Here is a 26266-nt window from a genome sequence, read left to right as displayed (position 1 = left end):
GCTCAACTCGAGTAGGCGCTGTTCTCGTGGACGTAGTCGTGGGTGAGGTCGTTCGTCCAGACCGTGGCGGTGGCCTCGCCGGCGTGCAACTCGACCAGCACGTGCGTCGCGCGCGGGGTCAGGTCGACGTCGTCGCGCGGCGCGTCGGGGCCGCCGGCGTGGCAGACGCGCACCCCGTTCATGCTCACGTCGACGAGGTAGGGGTCGAACGGGGCATCCGTCGTGCCGATCGCGGCGAGTACTCGGCCCCAGTTCGGGTCGTTGCCGAAGATCGCGGCCTTGAAGAGGTTGTTGCGCGCGACCGAGCGGGCGACCGTCACCGCGTCGTCCTCGGTGACCGCGCCGCGCACCTCGATGGCGATCTCGTGGCTCGCGCCCTCGGCGTCGGCCAGCAGCTGCATCGCGAGGTCGAGGCAGACCTCGGTGAGGGCCGCGGTGAACTCGGATGCCCCGGGCGCGACGCCCGACGCGCCCGATGCCATCAGCGTGACCTGGTCGTTCGTCGACATGCAGCCGTCGGAGTCGAGCCGGTCGAAGCTCACGCGCGTCGCCGCGCGGAGCGCCGTGTCGAGGTCGCGCGCGTGCACGGCCGCGTCGGTCGTGATGACGACCAGCATCGTCGCGAGGCCCGGCGCGAGCATGCCGGCGCCCTTGGCCATGCCGCCGATCGTCCAGCCGTCGCCGGTGCGCACCGCGGTCTTCGACACCGAGTCGGTGGTCATGATCGCGCGGGCCGCGTTGTCGCCGCCGTCGGTCGTGAGGCGCGCGACCGCCGAGACCACGCCCTCCTCGAGCACCTCGCCGTCGAGCTGCTCGCCGATGAGGCCGGTCGAGCAGACGAGCACGTCGCCCGCGCCGATTTCCAGCGCCGACGCCACGGCCTCGGCCGTGCGGTGGGTGACCTGGAAGCCCTGGTGGCCGGTGAAGCAGTTCGCCCCGCCCGAGTTCAGCACGATCGCCTGCACGGCGCCGTCGGCGACGACCTGCTGCGACCAGATGATCGGGTTCGCCTTCGCGCGGTTGCTGGTGAAGACGGCGGTGGCCGCCGTCGACGGGCCGCGGTTGACGACGAGTGCGAGGTCGAGGGCGCCGGTGCGCTTGATGCCGGCGGCGATGCCCGCCGCCTCGAAGCCCGCGGGTGCGGTGACGGTCACGGTGCGACTCCGTTCACGGGAAGTGCGGTGGCCTCGGGGAGGCCGAGGGCGAGGTTCGCCGACTGGATCGCGGCGCCCGCCGTGCCCTTGACGAGGTTGTCGACGGCGGTCACGACGACGACGCGGCCGGCCGCCTCGTCGACCGCGAGGCCCATCAGGGCCGTGTTGGCGCCGAGCACGTCGGCGGTGCGCGGGAACTGGCCCTCGGGCAGGAGCTGCACGAACGTCTCCCCCGCGTAGGCGTCCTCCCAGGCGGCGCGCACGCTCGCGGCATCCGCCCCATCGGCCAGCTTCGCGGTGGAGGTGGCGAGGATGCCGCGTGACATCGGCACGATCACGGGCGTGAAGCTGATCGTCGGGTCGGCCGCGCCCGCCCACCGCATGGCCTGCGCGATCTCGGGGATGTGGCGGTGCGTGCCGCCGACGGCGTAGGGGTTCGCCGACCCGAGGATCTCGCTGCCGAGCAGGTGCGCCTTGAGTGCGCGGCCCGCGCCCGACGGGCCGACCGCGAGCACGGTCACGATGTCCTGCGCCTCGATGACGCCCGCGCGCACGCCCGGCGCGAGCGAGAGCGCGACGGTGCTGGCGTTGCAGCCCGGCGCCGCGATGCGGCGGGTCTGCGCGAGGCGGTCGCGCTGGGTGCCGTGCAGGCGGGGCAGCTCGGGCACGCCGTAGGTCCACGCGCCGTGGAACGCCCCGCCGTAGAAGGCCGCCCAGTCGTCGGCGTCCTCCAGCCGGTGGTCGGCGCCGCAGTCGACGACGATCGACGCGTCGCCCAGCTCGGCGGCGATCGCACCCGACGTGCCGTGCGGCAGCGCGAGGAAGACGAGGTCGTGGCCGGCGAGCGTCTCGGCGCTCGTCTCGGCCAGGGTCAGGTGCGTGTACGCACGCAGGTGCGGCTGCACGGCGGTGAGCGCCTGGCCCGCGTTCTGGTGCGCGGTCACTGTGCGCACCTCGAGTTCCGGGTGATCTGCGATGAGCCGCAGGATCTCTCCCCCGGCGTATCCGGACGCGCCTGCGACGGCGACGGAGTACGTCATGGTCCTACCTTATGGTCTCGGCGAAAGGTCGTTCGGCGACGGCGACCGCACGGCAGCATCGGGCTGCGGGTGGGTCGCCTAGCCTCGGCGGAGACCGCGGCGCCGGCGCGCGACGAGCACCCGCGATGCGCGGGTCGTGGCGGCGAGGCGAGCGGTGGACACGGATGCGACCCTACCGGTCGCGCGGGCCCTGCGGCAAACGGATGCCTCGGTGGACCGGGGGTGCGCACGCCTCGACAGCGCGAGAAAACGCGAGAAAGTCGAGAAAACGCTTCCCCAGCATGTGGACGCACTGCTACGTTCCCGCCTAGAAAGCGCTTTCTCGCCACACGACGGCGTGCGGCGGCGCTGGCTCGAAGGGTACGACAACCATGCAACGACGCTGGATCGGTACGACCGTGGCCGCCGCGAGCGGCCTCGCACTCCTGCTCGCGGGATCAGGCCCCGCGTGGGCGGATGCCCCTCGCGTGCACCTGGACGACCTCGGCAGGGCCGTGCTCGCCGACGGCGACGGCTGGGGTTCCGCGGGCAACGGCACGACCGGCGGCTCGGCGGCAGACGACGACCACGTCGTCACCGTCACCGATCGGGCCGGTCTCGTCGCCGCGGTGGCGGGCGACGAACCGAAGATCGTCTACGTCGACGGCGTGATCGACGCCAACACCGACGATGACGGCGCTCCCCTGGCCTGCACCGACTACGCGCGTGACGGCTACACGCTGGACGCCTACCTCGCCGCGTACGACCCCGCCGTATGGGGGTGGGAGGACGAGCCGTACGGCCCGCTCGAGGACGCGCGCGACGCGTCGAGCGACGCGCAGAAGGAGCGCATCGACATCCGCATCGGCTCGAACACGACCATCATCGGCCTGCCCGGGTCGGAGCTCACCGGCGCGGCGCTGCAGGTCGCGAACGTGCAGAACGTGATCGTGCGCGGGCTGACCCTCACGAACGCGTACGACTGCTTCCCCGCCTGGGACCCGACCGACGGCGATGCGGGCGAGTGGAACTCCGAGTGGGACCTGCTCACCGTGACCGGCTCGACCAACGTCTGGATCGACCACAACGACCTGAGCGACGGCGACGCCCTCGACTCGGAGCAGCCCGTGTACCTCGGCCGGCCGCTGCAGGTGCACGACGGCCTACTCGACATCGTGCGCGGCTCCGACCTCGTCACCGTCTCGTGGAACCTCTTCCACGACCACGACAAGGTCATGCTCATCGGCAACACCGACTCCACCCGCTACGACGAGTGGGAGAAGCTGCGCGTGACGCTGCACCACAACGAGTTCCGCGACCTCGGGCAGCGCACCCCGCGCGTGCGCTACGGCGACGTCGACGTCTACAACAACAGCTACGTCGAGACCCCCGGCGACGACTACGAGTACGTCTACAGCTGGGGCCTCGGCATCGAGTCCCACCTCGTCGCCGAGCACAACGCGTTCACGGGTATCGACGCATCGGAGGCGATCGGCGTCTACAAGGGCACCGCGATCACCGAGTCGGGCAACGTGCTCGACAAGGTGGCCACCGACTTCCTGGGCGCCTACAACGCCGACACGGGCGCACTGATCGCGGATGACGCGGGCTGGACGCCCGTGCTGCGCACCCAGGTGCACCCGGCGCAGGCCGTGCCGGCGCTGGTGGCGACCTTCGCGGGCCCGGGCGGTCTGCGCTGATGGCCCCGCGCTGACGCCCAGCGGGCGAGATCGGGACCCGAACCCGATCGCGCCCGCTGCGGCGCAGGGATCTACTCGCGGATGGTGGCGCCGAAGCGCTCGCCCGCGAGCGCCGAGCCGGCGAGCTTGGCCGCGGTCGCCTCGGCGGCGGTGAGGGTGCGGTCGGATGCTCGGAAGCGCAGCGCGAACGTGAGCGACTTGCGTCCCTCGGCCACGCCGGTGCCGCGGTAGTCGTCGACGAGGTCGAGGTGCTCGAGCAGCTCCCCCGCGCCCTCGCGGACCGCGGCGCCGACCTCGGCGGCCGGGGCGCCCGCGTCGACCACGAGCGACAGGTCCTGCGTCGCGGCCGGGTAGGTCGACAGCCCACGGGCCTCGATCACGCCCTCCGAGCTCGCGATGAGCGCGTCGAGGTCGACCTCGGCGACGCCCACCACGCGAGGGAGGTCGGAGTCGTCGGCCAGCTCGGGCAGCAGCTCGCCGGCGTAGCCGACGACCTCGTCGCCCACGACGAGCTCCGCGGTGCGGCCGGGGTGCATCGCCTGGTGGGCGCCCTGTCGCACCTCGAGCTCGGCACCGACCGCGCGGGCCACGGAACGCACGGCCTCGAGCGCGTCGGCGATGCCCGCGGGCACCGGTGCGACGCCGGGCTGCTTCGGCGTGCGATCGCCGGTGAGCAGCACGCCCACGCGACGCGGCTGGGGCGGGATGCTCGCGGCCAGGTCGTCGAGGTCGCCGTCGCCGGGCAGCACGCCGCCGGCGGGGATCGTCGCCGTGCCGTAGGCGCGGCCGAGCTCGGGGCGGAACACGGAGCCGGTCTCGAACAGCGCCAGGTCGGTGAACCCCCGCGACCGATTGCGGCGCGCGACTTCGATGAGGCCCGGCAGCAGCGACGTGCGCAGGTACGGCACGCTCGCGTCGAGCGCGTTGGCGAGCTTGACCTGGCCGATCCGGGCGCCGTCGGGTGAGCCGAAGCGCTGGTTCACGGCCTCGGTGAGGAACGGGTACGCCATGACCTCGGTGAATCCGGTCGCGGCGAGCGCGTTCGACGCCCCGCGGCGCAGCTGCTGCGCACGGGTGAGTCCGCGCTGCGGCGGCGCGACCGGCAGCACCGACGGGATGCGGTCGTACCCGTCGATGCGGGCGATCTCCTCGGCGAGGGTCCACCGGTCGGTGAGGTCGGGGCGCCAGCTCGGCGGCGTGACGGTCCAGCCGTCGGCCGCGTCCTCGACGCTCGCGCCGATCAGCTCGAGCGCGCCGCGGATCTGCGACGGCTCGTAGTCGACGCCGATGAGGCCGGCCGTGAAGCCGGCGGGCAGCGCGATCGGCTCGGCCGACGCATCCGCCACCAGGTCCGAGCCCAGCGTGTCGGCGGTGCCGCCCGCGAGCTGCACCATGAGCTGCACCACGCGGTTCGCCGCGGCGACCGCGACGGCCGGGTCGACGCCGCGCTCGAAGCGCCTCGACGCCTCACTCGGCAGCTTGTGCCGGCGCGCGGTGCGCGCGATCGACACCGGGTCGAAGGTCGCGGCCTCGATGAGCACGTTGGTCGTCTCGAGGCCCATCTCGGTGGTGCCGCCGCCCATGACGCCCGCGAGGCCGATCGCGCCCGACTCGTCGGTGATCAGCAGGTCCTCGGTCGAGAGCGTGCGCACCTGGCCGTCGAGCGTCTCGAGCGTCTCGCCCGGAGTCGCGCGGCGCACCGTGATGCCGCCGGCCAGCCGGTCGAGGTCGTAGCCGTGGATCGGCTGGCCGAGCTCGAACATGACGTAGTTCGTGATGTCGACGAGCAGCGAGATGGAGCGGACGCCGGCCAGGGTGAGGCGCGAACGCATCCAGGGCGGGGTCGGGCGCGTGGCATCCACCCCGCGCACCGAGCGCGTCACGAAGCCGCGTGCGCCGACGCGTCCGCGAATGGGCGCCACGTCGTCGATCACGACGGGGAAGCCCGAGGCCTCTACCGGCGGCACGAGCGACGCGGGGTCGGTGAACGGCCGGCCCGTCGCGTGCGAGTACTCGCGTGCGATGCCGCGGATCGAGAACGCGTAGCCGCGATCGGGCGTGACGTTCACCTCGACCGCCGAGTCGTCCAGCCCGAGCAGCGCGATCGCGTCGGTGCCGACCTCGGGGTCGAGACCCATGGTCACCAGGCGCAGGATGCCGTCGTGCTCGTCGCCGAGTGCCAGCTCCTTCACCGAGGCGATCATGCCGTCGGAGACGTGACCGTAGGTCTTGCGCGCCGCGATGGCGAAGTCGCCGGGCAGCACCGAGCCGGGCAGGGTCACCACGACCTTGTCGCCGACCAGGAAGTTGCGGGCGCCGCAGACGATGCCGCGCACGTCGGGGCCGCCGTCGGCCGCCTCGGCGCCCTCGGGCGCGACGCGCACCTGGCACCAGCGGATGGTCTTGCCGTTCTTCTGCGGCTCCTCGACGAACTCGAGCACCTCGCCGACGACGACCGGCCCGGAGACCTCGAAGTCGTGCAGGTCCTCCTCCTCGAGGCCCACGCGCACGAGCGCGGCATGGACGTCGTCGAGCGTCGATCCCTCGACGAGCGGCGTGAACTCGTCGATCCAGCTGAGCGGCGCGCGCATCAGACCACCATCCCGAACTGCTCGCTGAAGCGGATGTCGCCCTCGATCATGTCGCGCATGTCCTTCACGTCGTTGCGGAACATCAGGGTGCGCTCGAAGCCCATGCCGAACGCGAAGCCCGAGTAGACCTCCGGGTCGATGCCGGCCGAACGCAGCACGTTCGGGTTGACCATGCCGCAGCCGCCCCACTCGATCCAGCGCGCGCCGCCCTTGAAGGTCGGGTGCCAGATGTCGAACTCGGCGCTCGGCTCGGTGAACGGGAAGTAGTTGGGGCGCAGGCGGATCTTCGTGCCCTCGCCGAACATGACGCGCGCGACGTGCTCGAGCGTGCCGCGCAGGTGCGCCATCGTGATGCCCTCGTCGATCACGAGCCCCTCGAACTGGCTGAACACCGGGGTGTGCGTCGCGTCGAGCTCGTCGGTGCGGTACGTGCGGCCCGGTGCGAGCACGTAGATCGGCACCTCGCGGTCGAGCATCGAGCGGATCTGCACGGGACTCGTGTGCGTGCGGAGCACCAGGTGGCGCTCGACCGGCTCGACGAAGAAGGTGTCCTGCATCGCGCGCGCCGGGTGGTCCTCGTCGAAGTTCAGCGCGTCGAAGTTGTACCACTCGTGCTCGATCTCGGGGCCCTCGGCGATCTCCCACCCCATGCCGACGAACACGTCGGCGATCTGCTCCTGCAGCACGCTGAGCGGATGCCGCGCGCCCGGCGCCCGGCGGGCCGCGATCGCGGTCACGTCGACGGCCTCCGCCTCGAGCTGCGCGGCGGCCTCCGCCTCGACGATCTCGCCCTCGCGGGCGGCGAACGCCTGGTTCACGCGGCCGCGTGCGCCGCCGACGAGCTTGCCGAATGCGGCCTTCTGCTCGTTCGGCACGGTGCGCATGAGGGCGTTCAGCCTCGCGAGCGTCGACTTCTCGCCGGTGTGCTCGGTGCGGACGGCCTTGAGGGCGGCGGAGTCGCTCGCGCCGGCGATGGCCGCGAGTGCGGCGTCGACCGCTTCGGCGACCGCGGATTCGGTGATCTCGGTGGGTTCGGACACGAGAGACGAGTCTACCGGTGGGCGCGCACACCCCGAGAAGTGAGGCACCCGCTCGATCGCCGTTGACCGGGCGGGCACGTTCGGGGGAACTGCTAGACGCCGCCGGCGTTGCCCACCTGACGGGCGGACGCGCTCGCCTTCGCGATGAGCAGCGCCTGGTTCGGGTCCTCGGGCGGGCCCGCCTTCTTGTTGCGGCCCCAGCTGAACCCGCCGCCACCGCTCTCGGTGCGGCGCGACAGCCAGCGTGCGAACCACGACAGCGTCAGGTTCATCGCGAGGTAGATCACCCAGGTCACGATGAAGAGCGAGAACAGGTAGCGGTTGCCGAAGAAGCTGCCGAGGTTGTTGAGCGTGGTGCGCAGCAGCTCGTTGTAGCCGACGATGTACCCGAGCGAGGTGTCCTTCAGCAGCACGACGAGCTGGGCCACGATGATCGGCAGCATCTGGCGGAACGCCTGCGGGAACTCCACCAGCAGCTTCGACTGCAGCTGGCGCATGCCCAGGCTGAGTCCGGCCTCGCGCTGCCCCTTCGGCAGCGCCGCGAGGCCGGCGCGGAGCGCCTCGCCGATGAGTGCGCCGTTGTAGAGCGCGAGCGCCCAGACCACGGCCCAGAACTGGCCGGTCGACGCCGCGAGCAGGATGAACAGCATCATCAGCAGCACGGGCATGCCGCGGAAGAACTCGATGAACACCGCGGTGGGGATGCGCACCCAGCGGCTCTGCGCGCTGCGGAGGAGCGAGAGCACGACGCCGAAGACCAGCGCGAGCGCGGCGGCGACCGCGGCCGCGCGCAGGGTGGCCAACGCGCCCTCGCCGATGAAGAGCCAGACCTCGGGGTCGGAGTAGATGTCCCACCGGGTCGGTGCGAACATGCCCGGCAGCTCGAGGCCGCCCGGCCCCTCGCGGGGCGCCGCGAGCACGGCGATGATCCAGCCGAGGCCGATCACGATGAGCACGCCCGCGATGAGCGAGACGAGCAGCGACGTGCGGCGGGCGCGGGGCCCGGGCGCGTCGAACAGGACTGCGGCGCCGCGGCTCATCGCTGCACCACCCACTTCCGCTCGAGCTGGGTGGCGACGAGGCCCAGCGGCACCGTGATCAGGAGGTAGAAGGTGGCGACCCCGAGCAGCACGGCGATGACCTGGTCGCCCCGCGCGTTCGCGAGCTCCTTGCCGATGGTGAAGAGCTCGGCCACGAAGAATCCGCCCGCGACCGAGGTGTTCTTGGTCAGGGCGATGAAGACGTTGATGAGGGGCGGCACGGTCATGCGGAAGGCCTGCGGCAGGATGACCAGCGTCACCGTCTGGCCGAAGCCCAGCCCCACGCTGCGGGCGGCCTCCGCCTGGCCGACGGCCACGCCGTTGATGCCCGACCGCAGCGCCTCGGCGACGAACGGCGACGTGTAGACCGACAGGCCGATCATCGCGGCGACGGTGTACGAGAGCGTGGAGCCGAGGTACGGCAGCACGATGGCGCAGAAGAACAGCACCAGCGTGAGCGGGGTGTTGCGCACGATCTCGGTGTAGACCGTGGCGAACCCGCGGAGGGACGCCACCGGGGAGATGCGCATCGCCGCGATCACCGTGCCGAGCACGAGCGCGAAGACGCTCGAGACGGCGAGCAGGAGCAGCGTCACGGTGAACCCGTCGAAGTATCTCGGCAGGTTGTCGAAGACGGCGTCCACGCGGCTCCTCTCGTCGTGTCGGGCGGTGACGACCCGGGCCGGGGGTGCACCCGGCCCGGGTCATCGGTGCATCAGTAGCGGTCGACTGCCGGCGGCTCGACGTACGGCAGGATGGTGCCCGCCGTCGAGTTCCACGCCTCCTCGTAGCTGCCGTCCGCGTACGACTCCTCGAGCACGTCGTTGATCCACATGCGGAAGTCGGTGTCGTCGAGTGCGAGGCCGATGCCGTACGGCTCGTCGGTGAACGGCTCGCCGACCACCTTGAACTCGCCCTCGGTCTGCGCGGCGAGGCCGGCGAGGATCACGTTGTCGGTCGACACCGCGACGACCTGGCCCTGGCGCAGCGGCTCGAGGCAGTTCGTGTAGGTGTCGGTCAGCACGGTCTCGGCGCCGAGCTCCTCGAGGTACGCCGCCGGGGTCGAGCCGGTCACCGAGCAGACGGGCTGCCCGATCAGGTCGTCCTCGCCGGTGATGTCCTCGTTGTCGGCGTTCACGAGGATCGACTGGCCCGCCATGTAGTACGGACCCGCGAAGGAGATGACCTCCTTGCGCTCGTCGTTGATCGTGTAGGTCGCCACGACGATGTCGACCTGGCCGTTCTCGATGAACGGCTCGCGGTTGGCCGACACGGTCTCGACCCACTCGATGCTGCCCTCGTCGATGCCGAGCTGGCCGGCGATGATCTTGCCGATCTCGACGTCGAAGCCCTCGGGGTCGCCGCTCGGGCCGACCAGGCCGAACAGCGGCTGGTCGAACTTGGTGCCGATCGTGATGGTGCCGGCCTCGGAGAGCTCCGCCATCGTCGTGCCCTCGTCGAACTCGACGGTGCCGCTCGAGTCCGTGGACTCCCCGTCGCCGGAGCTGTCGCCGCCGGAACACCCGGCCAGTGCGAGTGCCGCGACCCCCGTTGCGGCGATGAGTGCGAGTCTGCTGCGCTTCATGTCCTCTTCTCCTCCTGTGTGCGTATTCCCCCGCCGCGCGAAGGCGGCCGAGCCTCAGTGTTCCAAGATCTTCGAGAGGAAGTCCTTGGCACGGTCCGACTGCGGGTGGTCGAAGAAGTCGTTCGGCGACGCCTCCTCGACGATCTTCCCGTCGGCCATGAACAGCACCCGGTCGGCGGCGCGCCGGGCGAATCCCATCTCGTGCGTCACGACGATCATCGTCATGCCGTCCTTCGCGAGGCCGACCATGACGTCGAGCACCTCGTTGATCATCTCGGGGTCGAGCGCGCTCGTCGGCTCGTCCATGAGCATCAGCTTCGGGCTCATCGCGAGCGAGCGCGCGATGGCCACGCGCTGCTGCTGCCCGCCGGAGAGCTGCGACGGCATCTTCGAGGCCTGGTTCGCGACGCCGACGCGGTCGAGGAGCTCCATGGCGCGCGCCTCGGCCTCCTTCTTCGACTTCTTCTTCACCCGGATCGGCGCGAGCGTGACGTTCTCGAGCACCGTCTTGTGCGCGAACAGGTTGAACGACTGGAAGACCATGCCGACGTCGGCACGCAGCTTCGCGAGCGCGGCGCCCTCCTCGGGGAGCCGCTCGCCGTCGATCGTGATGGTGCCGGAGTCGATGGTCTCGAGGCGGTTGATGGCACGGCAGAGCGTGGACTTGCCCGACCCCGACGGGCCGATGACCACGACGACCTCACCGCGGTTGACCTGCGTGTTGATGTCGTTCAGCACGTGCAGTTCGCCGTAGTGCTTGTTCACCTGGTCGATCACGACGAGCGGTTCTCCACGACGCACAGAGATGTTGGACGTCGCCGGAGTCGGCGTGGTGGGCTCCATACCCCCCAACGTAGGGGACGGCCTCACGCCCGGTCTGTAGTGGCCGCGCATCGGTTACCGTTTCGTGACTCGACCGTCGGAACCCCGAGCGACGCTCAGGATCGCCGCGCGAACCGCCCGGGACTCAGGATCGGTGCGCGAAGGCGCTCTCGTACAGGCAGACGGATGCGGCGGTGGCGAGGTTCATCGACTCGGCGTGCCCGTAGATGGGCACCGTGACGGCGCGGTCCGCCGCATCGCGGTGCGCGTCGTCGAGCCCGCGCGCCTCGTTGCCGAACAGCCAGGCCGTCGGCGCGGCGAGCCCGCCGGCGTTGCGGACCTCGAGCAGGTCGTCGCCGTGGATGTCGGCGGCGAGCACCTGCAGCCCCGCGCCGCGGGCGCGCTCCAGCACGTCCTCGAGGTGTGCGCCGACCGCCACCGGCAGGTGGAAGATCGATCCGGTCGACGAGCGCACGACCTTGGGGTTGTAGAGGTCGACCGTGCGGCCGCTGAAGATCACGGCGTCGGCCCCCGCAGCATCCGCCGCCCGGATGATGGTGCCCGCGTTGCCGGGGTCGCGCACCTCCTCGAGGATCGCGACGAGCTTCGGGCCCGCGGCGAACACGTCCTTCGCGGCGGTCGGGAACTGGTGGCACACGGCGACGAACCCCTGCGGGGTCACCGTGTCGGCCATGGCGCCCAGCACCTCCTCGGTGACGAACTCGACGTCGACGCCGGCGTCGACCGCGGTCTGCCCGATGTCGGTGTACCGCTCGAGCGCCGTCGGGGTGGCGTAGAGCTCCACGAGCAGCTGCGGGCGGTAGGTGAGCGCCTCGGCGACCGCCTGCGGTCCTTCGAGCAGGAACAGCCCCGACTCCTGGCGGGCGGGCTTCTTGGCGAGCTTCGCGACGGCGCGCACGCGCGGCGAGCGCGGGTTCTCGAGCATGCGCTCAGTCTAGGGAGGCCCCGTCGCCAACGACGAACGGCCCGCCCCGGAATTCCGGGACGGGCCGTTCGATGCGCGGTGCGGTGCCTACGCCGCCGAGTCGGCCTTGGGGGCCGAGGTGTCGGCGGGCAGCGCGGCCTTGGCGGCCTCGACGAGGCCGGCGAAGGTCTCCGGCTCGTGCACGGCGAGGTCGGCGAGGATGCGACGGTCGACCTCGATGCCCGCGAGGCCGAGGCCCTGGATGAAGCGGTTGTAGGTCAGGCCGTTCTGGCGCGACGCGGCGTTGATGCGCTGGATCCACAGGCGGCGGAAGTCGCCCTTGCGCGCACGGCGGTCGTTGTAGGAGTAGACCAGCGAGTGGGTGACCTGCTCCTTGGCCTTGCGGTACAGGCGCGAACGCTGCCCGCGGTAGCCCTCGGCGCGCTCGAGGATGACCCGGCGCTTCTTGTGGGCGTTGACGGCCCTCTTGACTCTTGCCATTGCTCTTGTTCCTTACGGGTCTTCGGCTCAGCGGCCGAGCAGCTTGTTGATGACCTTGGTGTCGGCCTTGGAGGCCACCTTGTCCTGGTTCAGGCGGCGGGTGCGCACGGAGGACTTGCCCTCGAGGTTGTGACGCATCCCGGCCTGCTGCTTCTTGATCTTGCCGCTGCCGGTGACCTTGAAGCGCTTCTTCGACCCGGAGTGGGTCTTCTGCTTGGGCATTCGTTTCTCCTTCGGTTCCCGCCCCGCGAGGGGGCGGAATGGTTCAGGCTCGCGCCGGTGGGCGCGAACCGCCTGCGACCTACTCGCCCGCGTCCTCCGACGCGGGGCGCTGCTTGGCCGCAGCACGCTGTGCGTTCGCCTCGGCCTTGGCCTCGGACTTGTTCTTCACGGGAGCGATGACCATGGTCATGTTGCGCCCGTCGATCGTGGGGGTGTGCTCGACGGTGCCGAACTCGGCGACGTCCTCGGCGAAGCGCTGCAGGAGGCGGACGCCCATCTCGGGGCGCGACTGCTCGCGTCCGCGGAAGAGGATCATCGCCTTGACCTTGTCGCCGGCCTTCAGGAAGCCGACGGCGCGCTTCATCTTCGTCTCGTAGTCGTGCTTGTCGATCTTGAGGCGGAACCGAACCTCCTTGAGGATCGTGTTCGCCTGGTTGCGCCGGGCCTCCTTGGCCTTCTGCGCAGCCTCGTACTTGAACTTGCCGTAGTCCATGATCTTGGCCACGGGCGGCTTCGAGTTCGGTGCGACCTCGACGAGATCGAGGTCGGCCTCCTGCGCGAGTCGCAGGGCAACCTCGATCTTCACGACGCCGACCTGCTCTCCGCTGGGCCCCACGAGGCGGACCTCGGGAACGCGGATACGGTCGTTGGTACGGGGATCGCTGATGCGTGTACTCCTCTGTTTCGAGCATTTCCTGCTGCGCCAGGGAGCGGATGCCGCCTGGCGACGAAGGCGGAAATCCACGCACCGCCGCCCGTGAACTTCACGTGCGGCCCTACGGCACCCTGTCTACTTCCCGACCTCGCGGCCGGCAAGCGGAGTGCGATCTACCCGGTAACCTAATGAGGCGGTCAAGCGCGGGTGGGAGAATCTCCACTTTCGTACCGGGGAATGGCCCCGGAGCCCGCAGAAGTCTACCAGAGGTTCCACGTGTCTCAGAATCCCCAGTCGGATGCCACGATCGACGCCACGCGCGACATCGCCGAGGTCCCCGCGGTCGAGGTGATCACCACGACCGCGGTGCACCTCATGAGCGCCGCGGCGGTCAAGTGCGGGCTCGCCGACGACCCGGAGGCCGAGGTCGACCTCGACGAGGCGCGCAAGCTCATCAACGCCCTCGCGGGCCTCATCACCGCGGGCGCCCCCGAGATCAGCGACATGCACGCGCGGAGCCTGCGCGACGGCCTGCGCTCGCTGCAGCTGGCGTTCCGCGAGGCGTCCGTCATTCCCGACCCGATCGGCAAGGGGCCCGGCGAGAAGTGGACCGGCCCGGTCAACTGACCGCGCCACCGGGCCGGCGGGGCGAGCGGATGCCGCGCCGCTGACGCCCGCCCGCCTCACGTCTGGCAGTGCGGGCACCACCAGGTCTCGCGCAGCTCCAGCTCGGTGCGTCCGTGCCGCGCATGCCGGATCGTCGTGCCGCAGCGCCGGCACGGCTGGCCACCGCGGCCGTGCACCCAGAGGCGCATCCCGCGCCGGGTGTCACCCGTGGTCGTTCGCGCGACGCGGTCGCGGTTGGCGCGGATGAGCCGTTCGGCGAGCGCGACGGCGGGTGCCAGGTCGACGTCGGCGACCACGCGGCCCGGCGCGAGCCCGCGCAGGAAGCACAGCTCGTTGACGTACTCGTTGCCGAGCCCGGCGAGGTTGCGCTGGTCGGCGAGCGCGACGATGATCTCCTGCTCGGGGCGCGCGGCGAGCCGCTTGACGGCCTCGGCGGGGTCCCAGTCGTCGCCCAGCAGGTCGGGGCCGAGGTGCGAGAGCCGATCGCCCTCCTCCTCGGCCGGGAAGACCTCGACGATGCCGAGGTCGAACCCGATCGCGACGGCGTCGGGCGTGGTGATCACGATGCGCGCGCGGTGCGCGGGGTGCGGCCAGCGCTCGCCCGGGCGCAGCACCCGCCACTCCCCCTCCATCTTCAGGTGCGTGTGCACCACCTGGTCGCCGATGCGCATGAGCAGGTGCTTGCCGCGCGAGCCGACCGAGTGCACGGTCTCGCCGGCGAGGTCGACGGTCGCGTAGCGCGGCACGCGCACGTCGGTCGCCACGACGGATGCCCCGGCCAGGGCCTCGTGCAGGCGGCGCGCCGCGCGCCAGACGGTGTCACCCTCGGGCACTGATCCGCAGCCCCCTCGGCGTCGTGCGGAATCCGGCCTCCTGCAGGGCGTCGCCCGCGGGCGTGCCCATGACGAACGCGCCGTTCACGGTCTCGACGCGCAGGCGGTCGACCGCGCCGCGCTGCACGACCGCGGCCAGCGCCGTCGCCGCTCCACGCAGCACCTCGGCGTCGTCGGTGAACGCGATGATCGTCTTGCCACCGCGCTCGACGTACGCGACGAGCGCGCCGTCGACCAGGATCACCATCGCGCCCGCCTTGCGGCCGGGACGGTGGCCGTCGACGGGGAGCTCCGGCCAGGGCAGCGCCGCGCCGTAGGGATTCGCGGGGTCGGTCGCGGCCAGCACGAGCGTCGGCGCCTCGGGCGCGGTGCGGAGCCGGTCCACGGCACCCGCGCTCGCGAACTGCGCGGCCCCGAGCCCGTCGATGAAGTAGCCGCGCCGCACGCGACCGGACTCCTCGAACCCCGAGAGCGTGCGGTAGGCCAGCGCGAATCCGCCGACGACGCCCTCGGCGACGACCGCGCCGCGGGTGACCACGCCGTACCGGTCGAGCAGCGTCTCGCCGAGCGCGTGCGCCCGGCGCGTGGCCGAGTCGTCGGCGACCGGCAGGATCGACCAGCGTCCGGCGACGTTCGGCGGCCCGGTGCGCAGGGGGCTCGCGGGTCGGCCGCTCACCCGGCCACGGCCCGCGTAGGCGCGCGAGCGCGGGGTCGGCCGCGTCGGCGCGTGGCTCGTGCGGCCGCCCGCCAGCATGGCACGCACGGGCGAGAAGGTGTCGTTCGTCACGAGCCCCGCCCAGGCGAGGTTCCAGATCGCCTCGGCGAGCGCCTGGTCGTCGGTGCTGCCGACCGCGTCGGACAGCTGGCGGAAGAAGTACGCCCCGCCGGTGCCGAGCGTCGCGAGCACCTCCTGCTCGAGGGCCGACGGCTCCGTGTCGACCGGGAGCGGCAGGGACGCCGGCGCGGTGTCGGCGAGGTGCAGCGTGATCCAGCCGTCGTTGCCGGGCATCGCGCCCGCGCCCGCCCAGAGCACCTCGCCCGCCGCCGTCAGCTCGTCGAGCATCGCCGGGCTGTAGTCGGCGACGCGCGCCGGGAGCACGAGCGACTCCCAGGCCGACGCCGGCAGGCGCGCGCCCTCGAGCTGCTCGATGACCGACCCCACGCCGTCCACCCCGCGCAGGCGCCCGCCGACATGCTGCCAGTCGGGCAGGAACCGCGCGTATGCGCGCTGGTCGACCGGCTCGACCTCCTTGCGGAGCGCGGCGAGCGAACGTCGCCGCAGGCGGCGCAGCACCTCGGCGTCGCACCACTCGGTGCCGGTGCCGTGCGGACGGAACTCGCCCTCGACGACGCGCCGGTCGGCCGCGAGTCGCCGCAGCGCCGCGGTCGCGACCGCGATGCCGACGCCGAGGCGCTCGGCCACGTCGAGGGCCGTGAACGGCCCGTGCGTGCGGGCGTGGCGGCTCACCAGGTCGCCGATCGGGTCGGCGACGGCCTCGGCGAACGCGTCGGGCACACCGGGCGGGATCGGCACGCCCAGTGCGTCGCGCAGGCGGCTGGCATCCTCCACGACCGCCCAGCGGTCGGCGCCGGCGAACGAGACCTCGGCCACGCGCCGCGCGGCGGCGAGTTCGGCGAGTCCGCCCGCGGCATCCGTGCCGGCCTCGACCCGCGCCGCCACCTCGTCGGCCGACAGTGGGCCGAGCTCGCGGAGCAGGTCGGCGATGCCCTCCGTGCCACGGGCGCGACGCTCGGGGTCGAGGCGCTGCAGCTCGGCCTCGGCCTGCGCCACGACCTCGGGGTCGAGCAGTTCGCGCAGCTCGACGGTGCCGAGGAGCTCGGCCAGCATCGCCGTGTCGAGCGAGAGCGCCGCGGCCCGGCGCTCGGCGAGCGGCGAGTCGCCCTCGTACATGAAGGCGCCGACGTAGCCGAACAGCAGGCTCGCGGCGAACGGGCTCGCGGTCTCGGTCTCGGTCTCGACGACGCGGATGCGACGGGCGGTGATGTCGTCGGCGATGGTGCGCAGCGAGGGGAGGTCGTAGACGTCCTGCAGGCATTCGCGCACGGTCTCGAGGATGATCGGGAAGTCGCCGTAGTCCTTCGCCACCTCGAGCAGCTGCGAGGCGCGCTGCCGCTGCTGCCAGAGCGGCGAGCGCCGGCCCGGGTTCAGGCGCGGCAGCAGCAGCGCCCGCGCGGCGCACTCGCGGAAGCGCGAGGCGAACAGCGCCGAGCCGCCGACCTCCTCGGTCACGAGTTCGACCAGCTCGTCGGTCTCGAACACGAACAGGTCGGCCGACGGCGGGTCGCCGCCCGTGTCGGGCATGCGGATGACGATGCCGTCGTCGCTCGCGACCGCGTTCGCGTCGACCCCGCACCGCTCGCGGATGCGCGCGCCCACCGCGAGCGCCCACGGTGCGTGCACGGGGCTGCCGAACGGGGCGTGCATGACGACCCGCCAGTCGCCGAGTTCGTCGCGGAAGCGCTCGACCACGATGGTGCGGTCGGTCGGCAGGTGCCGGGTCGCGCGGCGCTGCTCCTCGAGGAAGGCGACCAGGTTCGTCGTGGCGCGCTCGTCGAGCCCGGCCGTGCGGGCGCGGGCCGAGGCATCCGCCGGGGTCGCGTCGGCGACCTCGCGCACGAACGCGCCGATCGCGCGGCCGAGCTCCGCGGGGCGCCCCAGGCCGTCGCCCTTCCAGAACGGCAGGCGCCCGGGCTGCCCGAACGCCGGGGTGACGACCACGCGGTCGTGCGTGATGTCCTGGATGCGCCAGCTCGTCGCTCCGAGCGCGAACACGTCGCCCACGCGCGACTCGTAGACCATCTCCTCGTCGAGCTCGCCGACGCGGCGGTTGGTGCCCTCCTCCCCCGCCATGAAGACGCCGAACATGCCGCGGTCGGGAATCGTGCCGCCGCTCGTGACGGCGAGCCGCTGGGCCCCCGGGCGGCCCGACACGGTGCCCGCATCGCGGTCCCACACGATGCGCGGGCGCAGCTCGGCGAACCGGTCGGACGGGTAGCGGCCCGCGAGCAGGTCGAGCGTCGCGTCGTACGCCGAGCGCGGGAGCGCCGCGAACGGGGCGGTGCGCCGGACGGCGTCGTACCACTCGTCGACGTCGAGCGGGTCGAGCGCGCAGGCCGCGACGGTCTGCTGGGCGAGCACGTCGAGCGGGTTGGCGGGAATGGCGAGCTCCTCGATCGCGCCCTGCACCATGCGCTCGGTCGCCACCGCGGTGTGCACGAGGTCGGCGCGGTGCTTCGGGTAGAGCACGCCGCGCGAGACCTCGCCGACCTGGTGGCCCGCGCGGCCGACGCGCTGCAGCCCGCTCGCGACCGACGGCGGCGACTCGACCTGCACGACGAGGTCGACCGCGCCCATGTCGATGCCGAGCTCGAGGCTCGACGTGGCGACGACGCAGCGCAGGCGCCCCGACTTCAGGTCGTCCTCGATGCCGGCGCGCTCCTCCTTGCTCACCGAGCCGTGGTGCGCCCGGGCGAGCAGGGGCTCGGCCCCCGCGGTCGCGCCCGACGCGGCGATCATCTCCGCAGGCGGCCGCGTCGGCGGCGGCACGAAGCCGTCGGATGCCCCGTCGCCGGCCGCCCCCGTGCGCTCGGCGTGGATCTCGTTCAGGCGCGCGGTGAGCCGTTCGGCGAGTCGCCGGGAGTTCGCGAACACGATCGACGAGCGGTGCGCGAGCACGTCGTCGACGATCGCCTCCTCGACATGCGGCCAGATGCTGCCCTGCTCGGCCGCGAGGTCGCCCATGTCCTCCAGCGGCACGACGACCCGCAGGTCGAATCGCTTGCCCGACGGCGGGGCGACGATGCTGACGGGCCCGGTGCCCGCGAGGAACCGGGCGACCTCCTCGTGCGGGCGCACCGTCGCCGACAGGCCGATGCGCTGCGCCGGGCGCTCGAGCAGCGCGTCGAGGCGCTCGAGCGAGAGGGCGAGGTGCGCGCCGCGCTTGGTGCCCGCGATCGCGTGGATCTCGTCGACGATCACGGTGTCGACGTCGACGAGCGACTCGCGCGCGCTCGACGTGAGCAGCAGGAACAGCGACTCGGGCGTCGTGATCAGGATCTCGGGCGGGTTGCGCACGAGCCCGCGGCGCTCTGCCGGGGGCGTGTCGCCCGAGCGCACGCCGACGGTGATGTCGGGGGCGGCGACGCCGAGCCGCTCGGAGGTGCGCGCGATGCCCACGAGCGGGGCCCGCAGGTTGCGCTCGACGTCGACGCCGAGCGCCTTCAGCGGCGAGATGTAGAGCACGCGCGTGCCGCGACGCGGGGCATCCGCTCGCTGCGCCTCCTCCGCGTGCCCGCGCGCGAGGCGGTCGATCGCCCAGAGGAACGCGGCGAGCGTCTTGCCGGAGCCCGTGGGGGCGACGATGAGCGAGTGGTCGCCGCGCGAGATCGCGTCCCAGGCGCCGGACTGCGCGTCGGTGGGCGCGCGGAACGACTCGGTGAACCACGCGCGCGTGGCATCCGAGAAACGATCGAGCACGGAGCCCACACGACCATTCAAGCCGATCCCACGGACACCGCGGCCCTCCGGGTCGGGACGGCACTCACCCGGCCTCGGACGCCGCCCGGCGCACCGCCTCGATCGTGCGGTCGATCTCGGCCTCGCCGGTCGTCCAGTTGCTCACCGAGAACCGGATGACGTGGCGCCCACGCCACACCGACGGGAACACGAACGCCTCCCCGCTCGCCATGACGTGCGCATAGGCGGCATCCGTCGCGGCATCGTCCTCGAACGCGACGCACACCTGCGTGTACTCGACCGTGTTCAGCACGCGGACGCCGGGGATGGCGTCGAGGCCCGCCGCCAGGCGCGACGCACCCGCGATGAGGCGATCCACGAGCGCTGCGACACCGTCCCGGCCGAGCGCGGCCAGCGCGGCGTAGACCGGCACCCCGCGGGCACGCCGGGACATCTCGGGCGCGGTGTCCATGGGATCGGGCGTCGCACCCGGGGGTGGAAGGTAGCTCGCGCGCGTGCCGAGCGAGCGCTGCATCAGGCCCGGCCGGGTGCAGAAGACGATCCCGCAGTCGTACGGCACGTTCAGCGTCTTGTGCGCGTCGGTGCTCGCGGAGTCGACGCCCTCCAGCCCCGCCGTCAGATGGCGGGCCGACGGCGAGGCCGCCGCCCACAGCCCGAACGCCCCGTCGACGTGTACCCGGGCGCCCGCCGCGTGCGCGACGGCGACGGCGGCCTCGAGGTCGTCGAAGGCACCGGAGTGGAGGTCTCCCGCCTGGAGGCACACCAGTGTCGGCCCGTCCGCGGTGGCCAGTTCGCGCTCCAGCGCCGTCACGTCGATGCGGCCCTGGTCGTCGGCCGCGACCGCGACCGGTGCCCCGAGGCCGAGATAGCGCAGCGCCAGTTCCACCGAGGCGTGGCGTGCGGCCCCGACCACCACGCGGACCGGCGGCGCTGCCGCGAGCCCGTCGACGGACACGTCCCAGCCGGCATCGGCGAGCACCGTGTCGCGCCCGACCAGCAGGCCGGAGAAGTTCGCCATCGTCGCGCCGGTCGTGAAGCCGACCTCGGTGCGGGCGGGGAATCCGAGCAGGTCGGCCACCCACTCGCCCGCGAGCTCCTCGGCGGCCGTCGTGCCGGGCATCCACGACCGCGACAGCGCGTCCTGGTCCCACGCCGCGACCAGCCAGTCCGCCGCGAGGGCCGCCGGGAGCGTGCCGCCGAACACCCAGCCGAAGAATCGGCCGGACTGGCTGAGCAGCAGTGCGGGCTCGACCGTCTCCGCCAGGTGCTCGATCACCTCGGAGGCGGCGCGACCGCCGGCGGCGAGGTCACGACCGAGGGCGTCCTTCACCGCCTCGACGTCGGCCGGGGCGTCGAACGGACGGTCCTGCAGGCCGGCCAGCCATCGTCGCGACGCACGGGTGGCCGCGTCCAGCGCAGCGTCGTAGTCGACCGGGTTCTCGATGCCGTCCGCCACGCGCACTCCTCGGGTTGACCTGCCCGAAGTCTGCCCCCTCCGCGCGACCAGCGGTAGGGGCGCGAACGCGACGCGGCCTCAGCCGGCGGTGACGAGCCGCACGGTGAGGCTGTCGACGCGGGTCGCGATGGCGTCGTCGGCGGCCCAGCGCTGCGCGAGGCGCTGCAGCACGGCATCGAGCTCGGCGCGCTCGAGGCCCGCGAGCAGCTCCAGGCGCACGACGACCTCGGGGCCCGCCAGGCGCGCCCCCGGGTCGCCCGGCTCGAGGGTGGTCGCGACGGCGGCGAGCTCGCTCGAGATCGAGCGCGCGAAGGCGTCGCGCACGGCGTCGTCCTCGAACGCCGGGCGCCAGGGCTCGGATTGCGCGACCGCCCACAGCGCGGGGCGGCGGACCACGAACTCCCCGGCGCTGCCCGGGTCGAGCACGACGAGCTCGGTGTCCTCGCTCGCGGCGGCCAGCGCCACCCGCACGCCGTCGGCCGGCACCGGACGCGCCTCGGGGTTCCACGCCGACATCGCGGCGACCGACCCGAACACGGGCAGCACGTTGCGCCCGTCGGGGCCCGCGACCGTCACGATCGCGAGCTCCTGGCTCTTCTCGATCGCCAGGCCGTGCGCGCCGACCTCGGTGCCGCCGTCGCCCAGGCGGGCGACGAGCGGGATCAGCAGCCGAGCCTCGCGGAACGCGTCGACGACGTCGGACTGCCCGACCTCGCGCGCACGGAACCGCCGGATCGCCTCACCGAGGCGCTCCGGCATCGCGCCGTCGTCGGCCGCATGGGTGTTCGGGGTGAACGCGCGGCCCGCCCACGGCTGGCCCGCCGAGTCGGCGAGGTGTTCCGGAAGCGTGGGCGCCGCGTCACTCGACGAGCCCGCGGCATCCGCCGGTTCGCCCCTGCCCGGCTCAGTGGCCGGCGACATCCAGCGCCTCGGCGAGCGTGAACGCGCCCGAGTACAGCGCCTTGCCCACGATCGCGCCCTCCAAGCCGAGCGGTACGAGCTCGCGCAGCGCCGCGAGGTCGTCGAGGCTCGAGATGCCGCCCGAGGCGATGACGGGGCGGCGGGTGCGCTCCATCACCTGCCGGAGCAGGTCGACGTTCGGGCCCTGCAGCGTGCCGTCCTTGGTGACGTCCGTGACGACGTAACGGGCGCAGCCGGCCTCCTCGAGGCGGTCCATGACCTGCCAGAGGTCGCCGCCCTCCTTGGTCCAGCCGCGTGCGGCGAGCGTCGTGCCGCGCACGTCGAGCCCGACCGCGATCGCCTCGCCGTACTGGGCGATGACCGACGCCGCCCACTCGGGGTTCTCGAGCGCCGCGGTGCCGAGGTTGATGCGCTTGGCGCCGATCTCGAGTGCCTTCTCGAGCGACGCGTCGTCGCGGATGCCGCCCGACAGCTCGATGTTCACGCCGCGCACCTGGCGGATGACCTTCTTCAGGATCCCGGTGTTGCTCCCGCGGCCGAACGCCGCGTCGAGGTCGACCAGGTGGATCCACTCGGCACCCTGCCGGGCCCAGTCCTCGGCCGCATCGATCGGGTCGCCGTAGTTGGTCTCGGTCCCGGCCTCGCCCTGGGTCAGGCGGACCGCCTTGCCACCGGCGACGTCCACCGCCGGGAGCAGCACAAGACGCGGGGTCCTGTTGAACTCGCTCATCACTGTCCTCGTATCGTGGTCTCGCTGGAGCGGGAGACCGGCACAGTCACAGCATCCTACTCGCGTGCGAGGGCCACCTCGTGCACGTGACGGGCCGCAGCGGCGCCCGGCCTCAGCGGAGGGTGCCGAGCCAGTTCGCGAGCAGGCGGATGCCCGCGTCGGCCGACTTCTCCGGGTGGAACTGCGTCGCCACGAGCGGCCCGTTCTCGACCGCGGCGAGGAACGGCGCACCGTGCTCCGACCAGGTCACGCGCGGCTGCGGGAACGGCGGCTGCACGTCGAGCGTCCACTCGGTGGCCGCGTAGGAGTGCACGAAGTAGAAGCGCTCGTCGTGCAGGCCCTCGAAGAGCGCCGAGTCGTCGGGCGCCCGCACCGTGTTCCAGCCCATGTGGGGCAGCACGGATGCCGGCAGCTCGGTGACCGTACCGGGCCACTCGCCGAGCCCCTCGGTGTCGACGCCGCGCTCGATGCCGTGCTCGAAGAGCACCTGCATGCCGACGCAGATGCCCATCACGGGGCGGCCGCCCGCAAGGCGGCGGTCGATGATCTCGTCGCCGCGCACGCCCTTCAGGGCGGCCATGACGGCGCTGAACGCGCCGACGCCGGGGACGAGCAGGCCGTCGGCCTCCATCGCCGCCGTGCGGTCGGCCGTGAGCTCCACCTCGGCACCGGCGCGCTCGAGCGCCTTGACCGCGGAGTGCACGTTGCCGGTGCCGTAGTCGAGCACGACCACGCTCGGTCGGCTCACAGCGCGCCCTTCGTCGAGGGCACGCCCGACACCAGCGGGTCGAGCGCCTTCGCCTGGCGGAACGCGCGCGCGAACGCCTTGAACTCGGCCTCGGCGATGTGGTGCGGGTCGCGGCCCGCGCGCACGTCGACGTGCACGGTCATCGCCGCGTGGAACGTGATGGCCTCGAACACGTGACGCACCATGGAGCCGGTGAAGTGCCCGCCGATCAGGTGGAACTCGAAGCCCGCGGGCTCGCCTGTGTGCACGAGGTACGGCCGGCCGGAGAGGTCGACGACGGCCTGCGCGAGCGCCTCGTCGAGCGGCACGAGCGCGTCGCCGTAGCGCGAGATGCCGCGCTTGTCGCCGAGCGCCTGCCTGATCGCGGTGCCGAGCACGATGCCGACGTCTTCCACCGTGTGGTGCACGTCGATCTCGATGTCGCCCCGGGCGCGCACGGTCAGGTCGGTCAGCGAGTGCTTCGCGAACGCCGTCAGCAGGTGGTCGTAGAACGGCACCGAGGTCTCGATGTCGCTCGTTCCGGTGCCGTCGAGGTCGAGCGACAGGTCGATGCTCGACTCGCTCGTCTCGCGCTGCACGCGGGCGGTCCGTGCGGGGGTGCTCATGCGGCCATCCTATTGCGGGCGGATGCCGCGCTCCTCGCGTGCGACGGGGCCGCTCAGCGCCCCACCGCCGCGAGGGCCTCGAGGAACGCCGTCGTCTCGGTCTCGGTGCCCGCGCTCACCCGCAGGGTGCCGGGGATGCCGACATCGCGCACGAGGACGCCGCGGTCGCGGAGCGCCGCCCATGTCGCCGGCGGGTCGTCGACGCCCGCGAAGAGCACGAAGTTGCTCCACGAGCGGTACGGGCGGTAGCCGAGTCCGGCGAGCTCGGCCGAGATGCGGTCGCGCTGGCCGCGGATGTCGTCGACCATGGCCAGCATCTCGGGCGCGTGCTCGACCGCGCCGATCGCCGCCGCCTGGGTGAGCGCGGAGAGGTGGTACGGCAGGCGCACGAGCCGGATCGCGTCGATCACGGCGGGGTCCGCGGCGAGGTAGCCGACCCGAGCGCCGGCGAAGGCGAACGCCTTGCTCATGGTGCGCGAGACGATCAGGCGCGGGCGGCCCTCGAGCAGCGACAGCGCGCTCGGCGAACCGGGCGGGGCGAACTCGGCGTACGCCTCGTCGACGACGACCATGCCGCGAGCCGCGTCGGCGACGGCGCGCACGGTCTCGAGCGGGATCGGCGTGCCCGTGGGGTTGTTCGGCGAGCAGAGGATGACGAGGTCGGGATCGTGCTGCTCGATCGCGCGCACCGCGGTCTCGGGCGAGAGCTCGAAGTCGGCATCGCGCTCGGCGCCGATCCACTCCACGCCGACGCCCGACGACAGCAGCGGGTACATCGAGTAGGTCGGGGCGAAGCCGAGCGCCGTGCGCCCGAACCCGCCGAACGCCTGCAGCACCTGCTGGAGCACCTCGTTCGAGCCGTTCGCCGCCCAGATGCGGTCGGGCGAGAGCCCGTGGCCGAGGTAGCCCGCGAGCGCCTCGCGCAGGGCCGTGAACTCGCGGTCGGGGTAGCGGTTGAGGCTCAGCAGTGCCTGGGCGATGCGGGCGATGATGTCGTGCGCGACGTCCTCGGGAATCGGGTGCGTGTTCTCGTTCACGTTCAGCGCGACGGGCACGTGCAGCTGCGGCGCGCCGTAGGGCACCTTGCCTCGGAGGTCATCGCGGATCGGGAGGTCGTCGAGGGTCGTCACGCACTCATGCTACTGACGGCGACCGACGTGTTTCGGCGCCCCGGGGCACCGCCGGACTCAGCGGTCGGCCGGAAGGGCGAGCTGCTGGCCGGGCACCAGCTCGGCCGAGTCGAGGCCGTTGAGGCGCAGGATGTCGGTGATGACCTCGCGCGGGTCGGCGTGCGGCGCGATCTGCTCGGCGATGGCCCAGAGCGACTGCCCCTGCTCGACCGTGATGACCTGCAGCGGCTCGGCCGCCTCGTCACCGGCGACGGCGGGAGCGGCCGCGAGCGGCAGCAGCAGCGCGAACGCCAGCGCGATCAGCACGCCGAGCGTGCCGAAGACGAGCCGCCCGCGCCGGGTCAGGCGGAGCCTCGTGCGTGCGGGGATCTGGTCGGTCTGCGGTCGCGCCGCGCTGGGTCGAGCCGCGCTGGGGCGTTCCCGGCTCGGGACCGTCGTCGTCGTGCGCGGCGAACCGAAGACCGTGCCGCTGTGGATTGCCATCGTCATCTCGCACCTCCCGGAAGCTTCGCGCCGGCACTCGGCCGGGAGTGCCGGCGCGAAGCTGTGTTCCGAATATACCTTCGAATGATCGAACACTCAACCCCGCATCCGCAACGGAGAGCCGCGGATTTCCGCGCGACACGCTCGAACATATGTTTGCCCGACCCCGTAGCGAGGGATACAGTTTCGAATGTCTGGCGACAGTCGATCAGACACCACTGACATTCGGTTCGGCGGCACGGACTGCCGATCCCGTGGAGGGCGGAGCACGTGGACACCGAGAACGACCTCGAGCAGCGTCGGGCGACCCGGCGGCGCAAGAACCTCAGCGCCAAGCAGCTGCAGATCCTCGACGTGATCCAGCGCTCCGTCTCGACGCGGGGCTACCCGCCGAGCATGCGCGAGATCGGCGACGCGGTGAGCCTGTCGTCGCTCTCGAGCGTCGCCCACCAGCTCAACCAGCTCGAGCTGAGCGGCTACCTGCGGCGCGACCCGAACCGGCCGCGCGCGCTCGAGGTGCTCATCGAGACGCCGCAGCAGACGGAGGCCGCCGACGAGACCGGCGCGTCAGGGGCATCCGGCTCCCCCGCCCCCGTGGGCGACGCCGCGATGGTGCCGCTGGTGGGCCGCATCGCCGCGGGCGTGCCGATCACCGCCGACCAGCAGATCGAGGAGGTGTTCCCGCTCCCCCGCCAACTCGTCGGCAAGGGCGAGCTGTTCATCCTCAAGGTCGTCGGCGACTCGATGGTCGACGCGGCGATCTGCGACGGCGACTGGGTCGTCGTGCGGCAGCAGCAGACCGCCGAGAACGGCGAGATCGTCGCCGCGATGCTCGACGGCGAGGCGACCGTCAAGGTCTTCCGGCAGCGCGACGGCCACACCTGGCTGCTGCCGCGCAACAGCGCGTTCGAGCCCATCCTCGGCGACTACGCCGAGATCCTGGGCAAGGTCGTCGCCGTGCTCCGCACCGTCTAGCGCCGC

24 protein-coding genes are annotated in these 26266 nt (G+C 72.5%); 3 read left to right on the top strand and 21 right to left on the bottom strand.

Translation table 11 applies throughout. The features are described 5' to 3' along the window. Positions 1-2 precede the first annotated feature (2 nt). Positions 3-1154 carry a bifunctional glutamate N-acetyltransferase/amino-acid acetyltransferase ArgJ gene (gene argJ / locus ABZK10_RS12695; RefSeq protein WP_353809565.1) on the bottom strand — a complete coding sequence of 384 codons (1152 nt, stop codon included), beginning with the start codon at positions 1152-1154 and terminating at the stop codon, positions 3-5. Continuing rightward, a complete protein-coding gene (gene argC, locus ABZK10_RS12690) occupies positions 1151-2194 on the bottom strand; it encodes an N-acetyl-gamma-glutamyl-phosphate reductase (protein WP_353809564.1) in 1044 nt (347 codons plus the stop codon). The genes argJ and argC overlap by 4 nt, the downstream gene beginning before the upstream one ends. A 371-nt stretch (positions 2195-2565) precedes the next feature. On the opposite strand from argC, the gene ABZK10_RS12685 reads away from it, so the two are divergent. After that, positions 2566-3873 (top strand): pectate lyase family protein, encoded by a 1308-nt coding sequence (locus ABZK10_RS12685; RefSeq protein ID WP_353809563.1) that lies wholly within the window; start codon positions 2566-2568, stop codon positions 3871-3873. A gap of 71 nt (positions 3874-3944) precedes the next feature. Here ABZK10_RS12685 and pheT read toward each other — a convergent pair whose 3' ends face one another. From pheT to infC, 10 genes are all read right to left on the bottom strand, one after another. Then, positions 3945-6464: a phenylalanine--tRNA ligase subunit beta gene (gene pheT, locus ABZK10_RS12680; protein WP_353809562.1), complete on the bottom strand. Its 2520-nt coding sequence runs from the start codon at positions 6462-6464 to the stop codon at positions 3945-3947. Further along, positions 6464-7504, bottom strand: coding sequence for a phenylalanine--tRNA ligase subunit alpha (gene pheS / locus ABZK10_RS12675; protein WP_353809561.1), 1041 nt, complete (start codon positions 7502-7504; stop codon positions 6464-6466). Before pheS ends, pheT begins: the two co-directional genes overlap by 1 nt. Before the next feature lie 92 nt (positions 7505-7596). Continuing rightward, positions 7597-8544: an amino acid ABC transporter permease gene (locus ABZK10_RS12670; protein ID WP_353809560.1), complete on the bottom strand. Its 948-nt coding sequence runs from the start codon at positions 8542-8544 to the stop codon at positions 7597-7599. Next, a complete protein-coding gene (locus ABZK10_RS12665; RefSeq protein WP_353809559.1) occupies positions 8541-9188 on the bottom strand; it encodes an amino acid ABC transporter permease in 648 nt (215 codons plus the stop codon). The genes ABZK10_RS12670 and ABZK10_RS12665 overlap by 4 nt, the downstream gene beginning before the upstream one ends. Before the next feature lie 71 nt (positions 9189-9259). Continuing rightward, on the bottom strand, positions 9260-10129 hold the full coding sequence (locus ABZK10_RS12660) for a glutamate ABC transporter substrate-binding protein (RefSeq protein WP_353809558.1): 870 nt from the start codon (positions 10127-10129) through the stop codon (positions 9260-9262). Positions 10130-10183: 54 nt separating this feature from the next. Then, positions 10184-10972 (bottom strand): amino acid ABC transporter ATP-binding protein, encoded by a 789-nt coding sequence (locus tag ABZK10_RS12655; protein WP_353809557.1) that lies wholly within the window; start codon positions 10970-10972, stop codon positions 10184-10186. A 124-nt stretch (positions 10973-11096) separates the two neighbouring features. Next, complete coding sequence (locus ABZK10_RS12650) at positions 11097-11897, bottom strand: TrmH family RNA methyltransferase (RefSeq protein ID WP_353809556.1); 801 nt, start codon at positions 11895-11897, stop codon at positions 11097-11099. A gap of 87 nt (positions 11898-11984) precedes the next feature. Further along, the gene (rplT, locus tag ABZK10_RS12645; protein WP_281881745.1) at positions 11985-12377 is read right to left on the bottom strand and encodes a 50S ribosomal protein L20; all 393 of its coding nucleotides are present in this window, start codon (positions 12375-12377) and stop codon (positions 11985-11987) included. Between the two features lie 27 nt (positions 12378-12404). Continuing rightward, the gene (rpmI, locus tag ABZK10_RS12640) at positions 12405-12599 is read right to left on the bottom strand and encodes a 50S ribosomal protein L35 (RefSeq protein ID WP_281881746.1); all 195 of its coding nucleotides are present in this window, start codon (positions 12597-12599) and stop codon (positions 12405-12407) included. A gap of 79 nt (positions 12600-12678) precedes the next feature. Then, positions 12679-13266 (bottom strand): translation initiation factor IF-3, encoded by a 588-nt coding sequence (gene infC, locus ABZK10_RS12635; protein WP_281887097.1) that lies wholly within the window; start codon positions 13264-13266, stop codon positions 12679-12681. Positions 13267-13491: 225 nt separating this feature from the next. Between infC and ABZK10_RS12630 the strand changes: the two genes are divergently transcribed. Next, positions 13492-13881, top strand: coding sequence for a DUF1844 domain-containing protein (locus ABZK10_RS12630; RefSeq protein ID WP_436408518.1), 390 nt, complete (start codon positions 13492-13494; stop codon positions 13879-13881). Between the two features lie 56 nt (positions 13882-13937). Here ABZK10_RS12630 and ABZK10_RS12625 read toward each other — a convergent pair whose 3' ends face one another. The 9 genes from ABZK10_RS12625 to ABZK10_RS12585 all read right to left on the bottom strand — a co-directional run bounded on the left by ABZK10_RS12625 (position 13938) and on the right by ABZK10_RS12585 (position 25285). Beyond that, positions 13938-14714, bottom strand: coding sequence for a DNA-formamidopyrimidine glycosylase family protein (locus tag ABZK10_RS12625; protein ID WP_353809554.1), 777 nt, complete (start codon positions 14712-14714; stop codon positions 13938-13940). Next, the gene (locus ABZK10_RS12620; protein ID WP_353809553.1) at positions 14701-19221 is read right to left on the bottom strand and encodes an ATP-dependent helicase; all 4521 of its coding nucleotides are present in this window, start codon (positions 19219-19221) and stop codon (positions 14701-14703) included. Before ABZK10_RS12620 ends, ABZK10_RS12625 begins: the two co-directional genes overlap by 14 nt. A gap of 55 nt (positions 19222-19276) precedes the next feature. After that, positions 19277-20668, bottom strand: a complete 1392-nt coding sequence (locus ABZK10_RS12615; protein ID WP_353809552.1) for a pyridoxal phosphate-dependent decarboxylase family protein — start codon at positions 20666-20668, stop codon at positions 19277-19279. 78 nt (positions 20669-20746) lie between these two features. Then, complete coding sequence (locus tag ABZK10_RS12610; protein ID WP_353809551.1) at positions 20747-21589, bottom strand: SseB family protein; 843 nt, start codon at positions 21587-21589, stop codon at positions 20747-20749. Next, on the bottom strand, positions 21573-22319 hold the full coding sequence (gene priA / locus ABZK10_RS12605) for a bifunctional 1-(5-phosphoribosyl)-5-((5-phosphoribosylamino)methylideneamino)imidazole-4-carboxamide isomerase/phosphoribosylanthranilate isomerase PriA (RefSeq protein WP_353809550.1): 747 nt from the start codon (positions 22317-22319) through the stop codon (positions 21573-21575). The genes ABZK10_RS12610 and priA overlap by 17 nt, the downstream gene beginning before the upstream one ends. Before the next feature lie 112 nt (positions 22320-22431). Then, complete coding sequence (gene hisH / locus ABZK10_RS12600) at positions 22432-23067, bottom strand: imidazole glycerol phosphate synthase subunit HisH (RefSeq protein ID WP_353809549.1); 636 nt, start codon at positions 23065-23067, stop codon at positions 22432-22434. Beyond that, positions 23064-23672 (bottom strand): imidazoleglycerol-phosphate dehydratase HisB, encoded by a 609-nt coding sequence (gene hisB, locus ABZK10_RS12595; RefSeq protein WP_353809548.1) that lies wholly within the window; start codon positions 23670-23672, stop codon positions 23064-23066. The genes hisH and hisB overlap by 4 nt, the downstream gene beginning before the upstream one ends. Before the next feature lie 53 nt (positions 23673-23725). Beyond that, the gene (locus ABZK10_RS12590) at positions 23726-24802 is read right to left on the bottom strand and encodes a histidinol-phosphate transaminase (protein ID WP_353809547.1); all 1077 of its coding nucleotides are present in this window, start codon (positions 24800-24802) and stop codon (positions 23726-23728) included. 57 nt (positions 24803-24859) lie between these two features. Then, entirely contained in the window at positions 24860-25285 is a 426-nt protein-coding gene (locus tag ABZK10_RS12585; RefSeq protein ID WP_353809546.1) for a LysM peptidoglycan-binding domain-containing protein, read from the bottom strand. A gap of 270 nt (positions 25286-25555) precedes the next feature. Here ABZK10_RS12585 and lexA point away from each other — a divergent pair, with 270 nt between their 5' ends. After that, positions 25556-26260 carry a transcriptional repressor LexA gene (lexA, locus tag ABZK10_RS12580; protein WP_353809545.1) on the top strand — a complete coding sequence of 235 codons (705 nt, stop codon included), beginning with the start codon at positions 25556-25558 and terminating at the stop codon, positions 26258-26260. Positions 26261-26266: the final 6 nt, after the last annotated feature.

The organism is Agromyces sp. SYSU T00194, assembly GCF_040496035.1.
GTDB classification, from domain to species: domain Bacteria; phylum Actinomycetota; class Actinomycetes; order Actinomycetales; family Microbacteriaceae; genus Agromyces; species Agromyces chitinivorans.
Note: the sequence above shows the minus strand (reverse complement) of the source record. Positions and strands in the feature narration are given on the sequence as shown.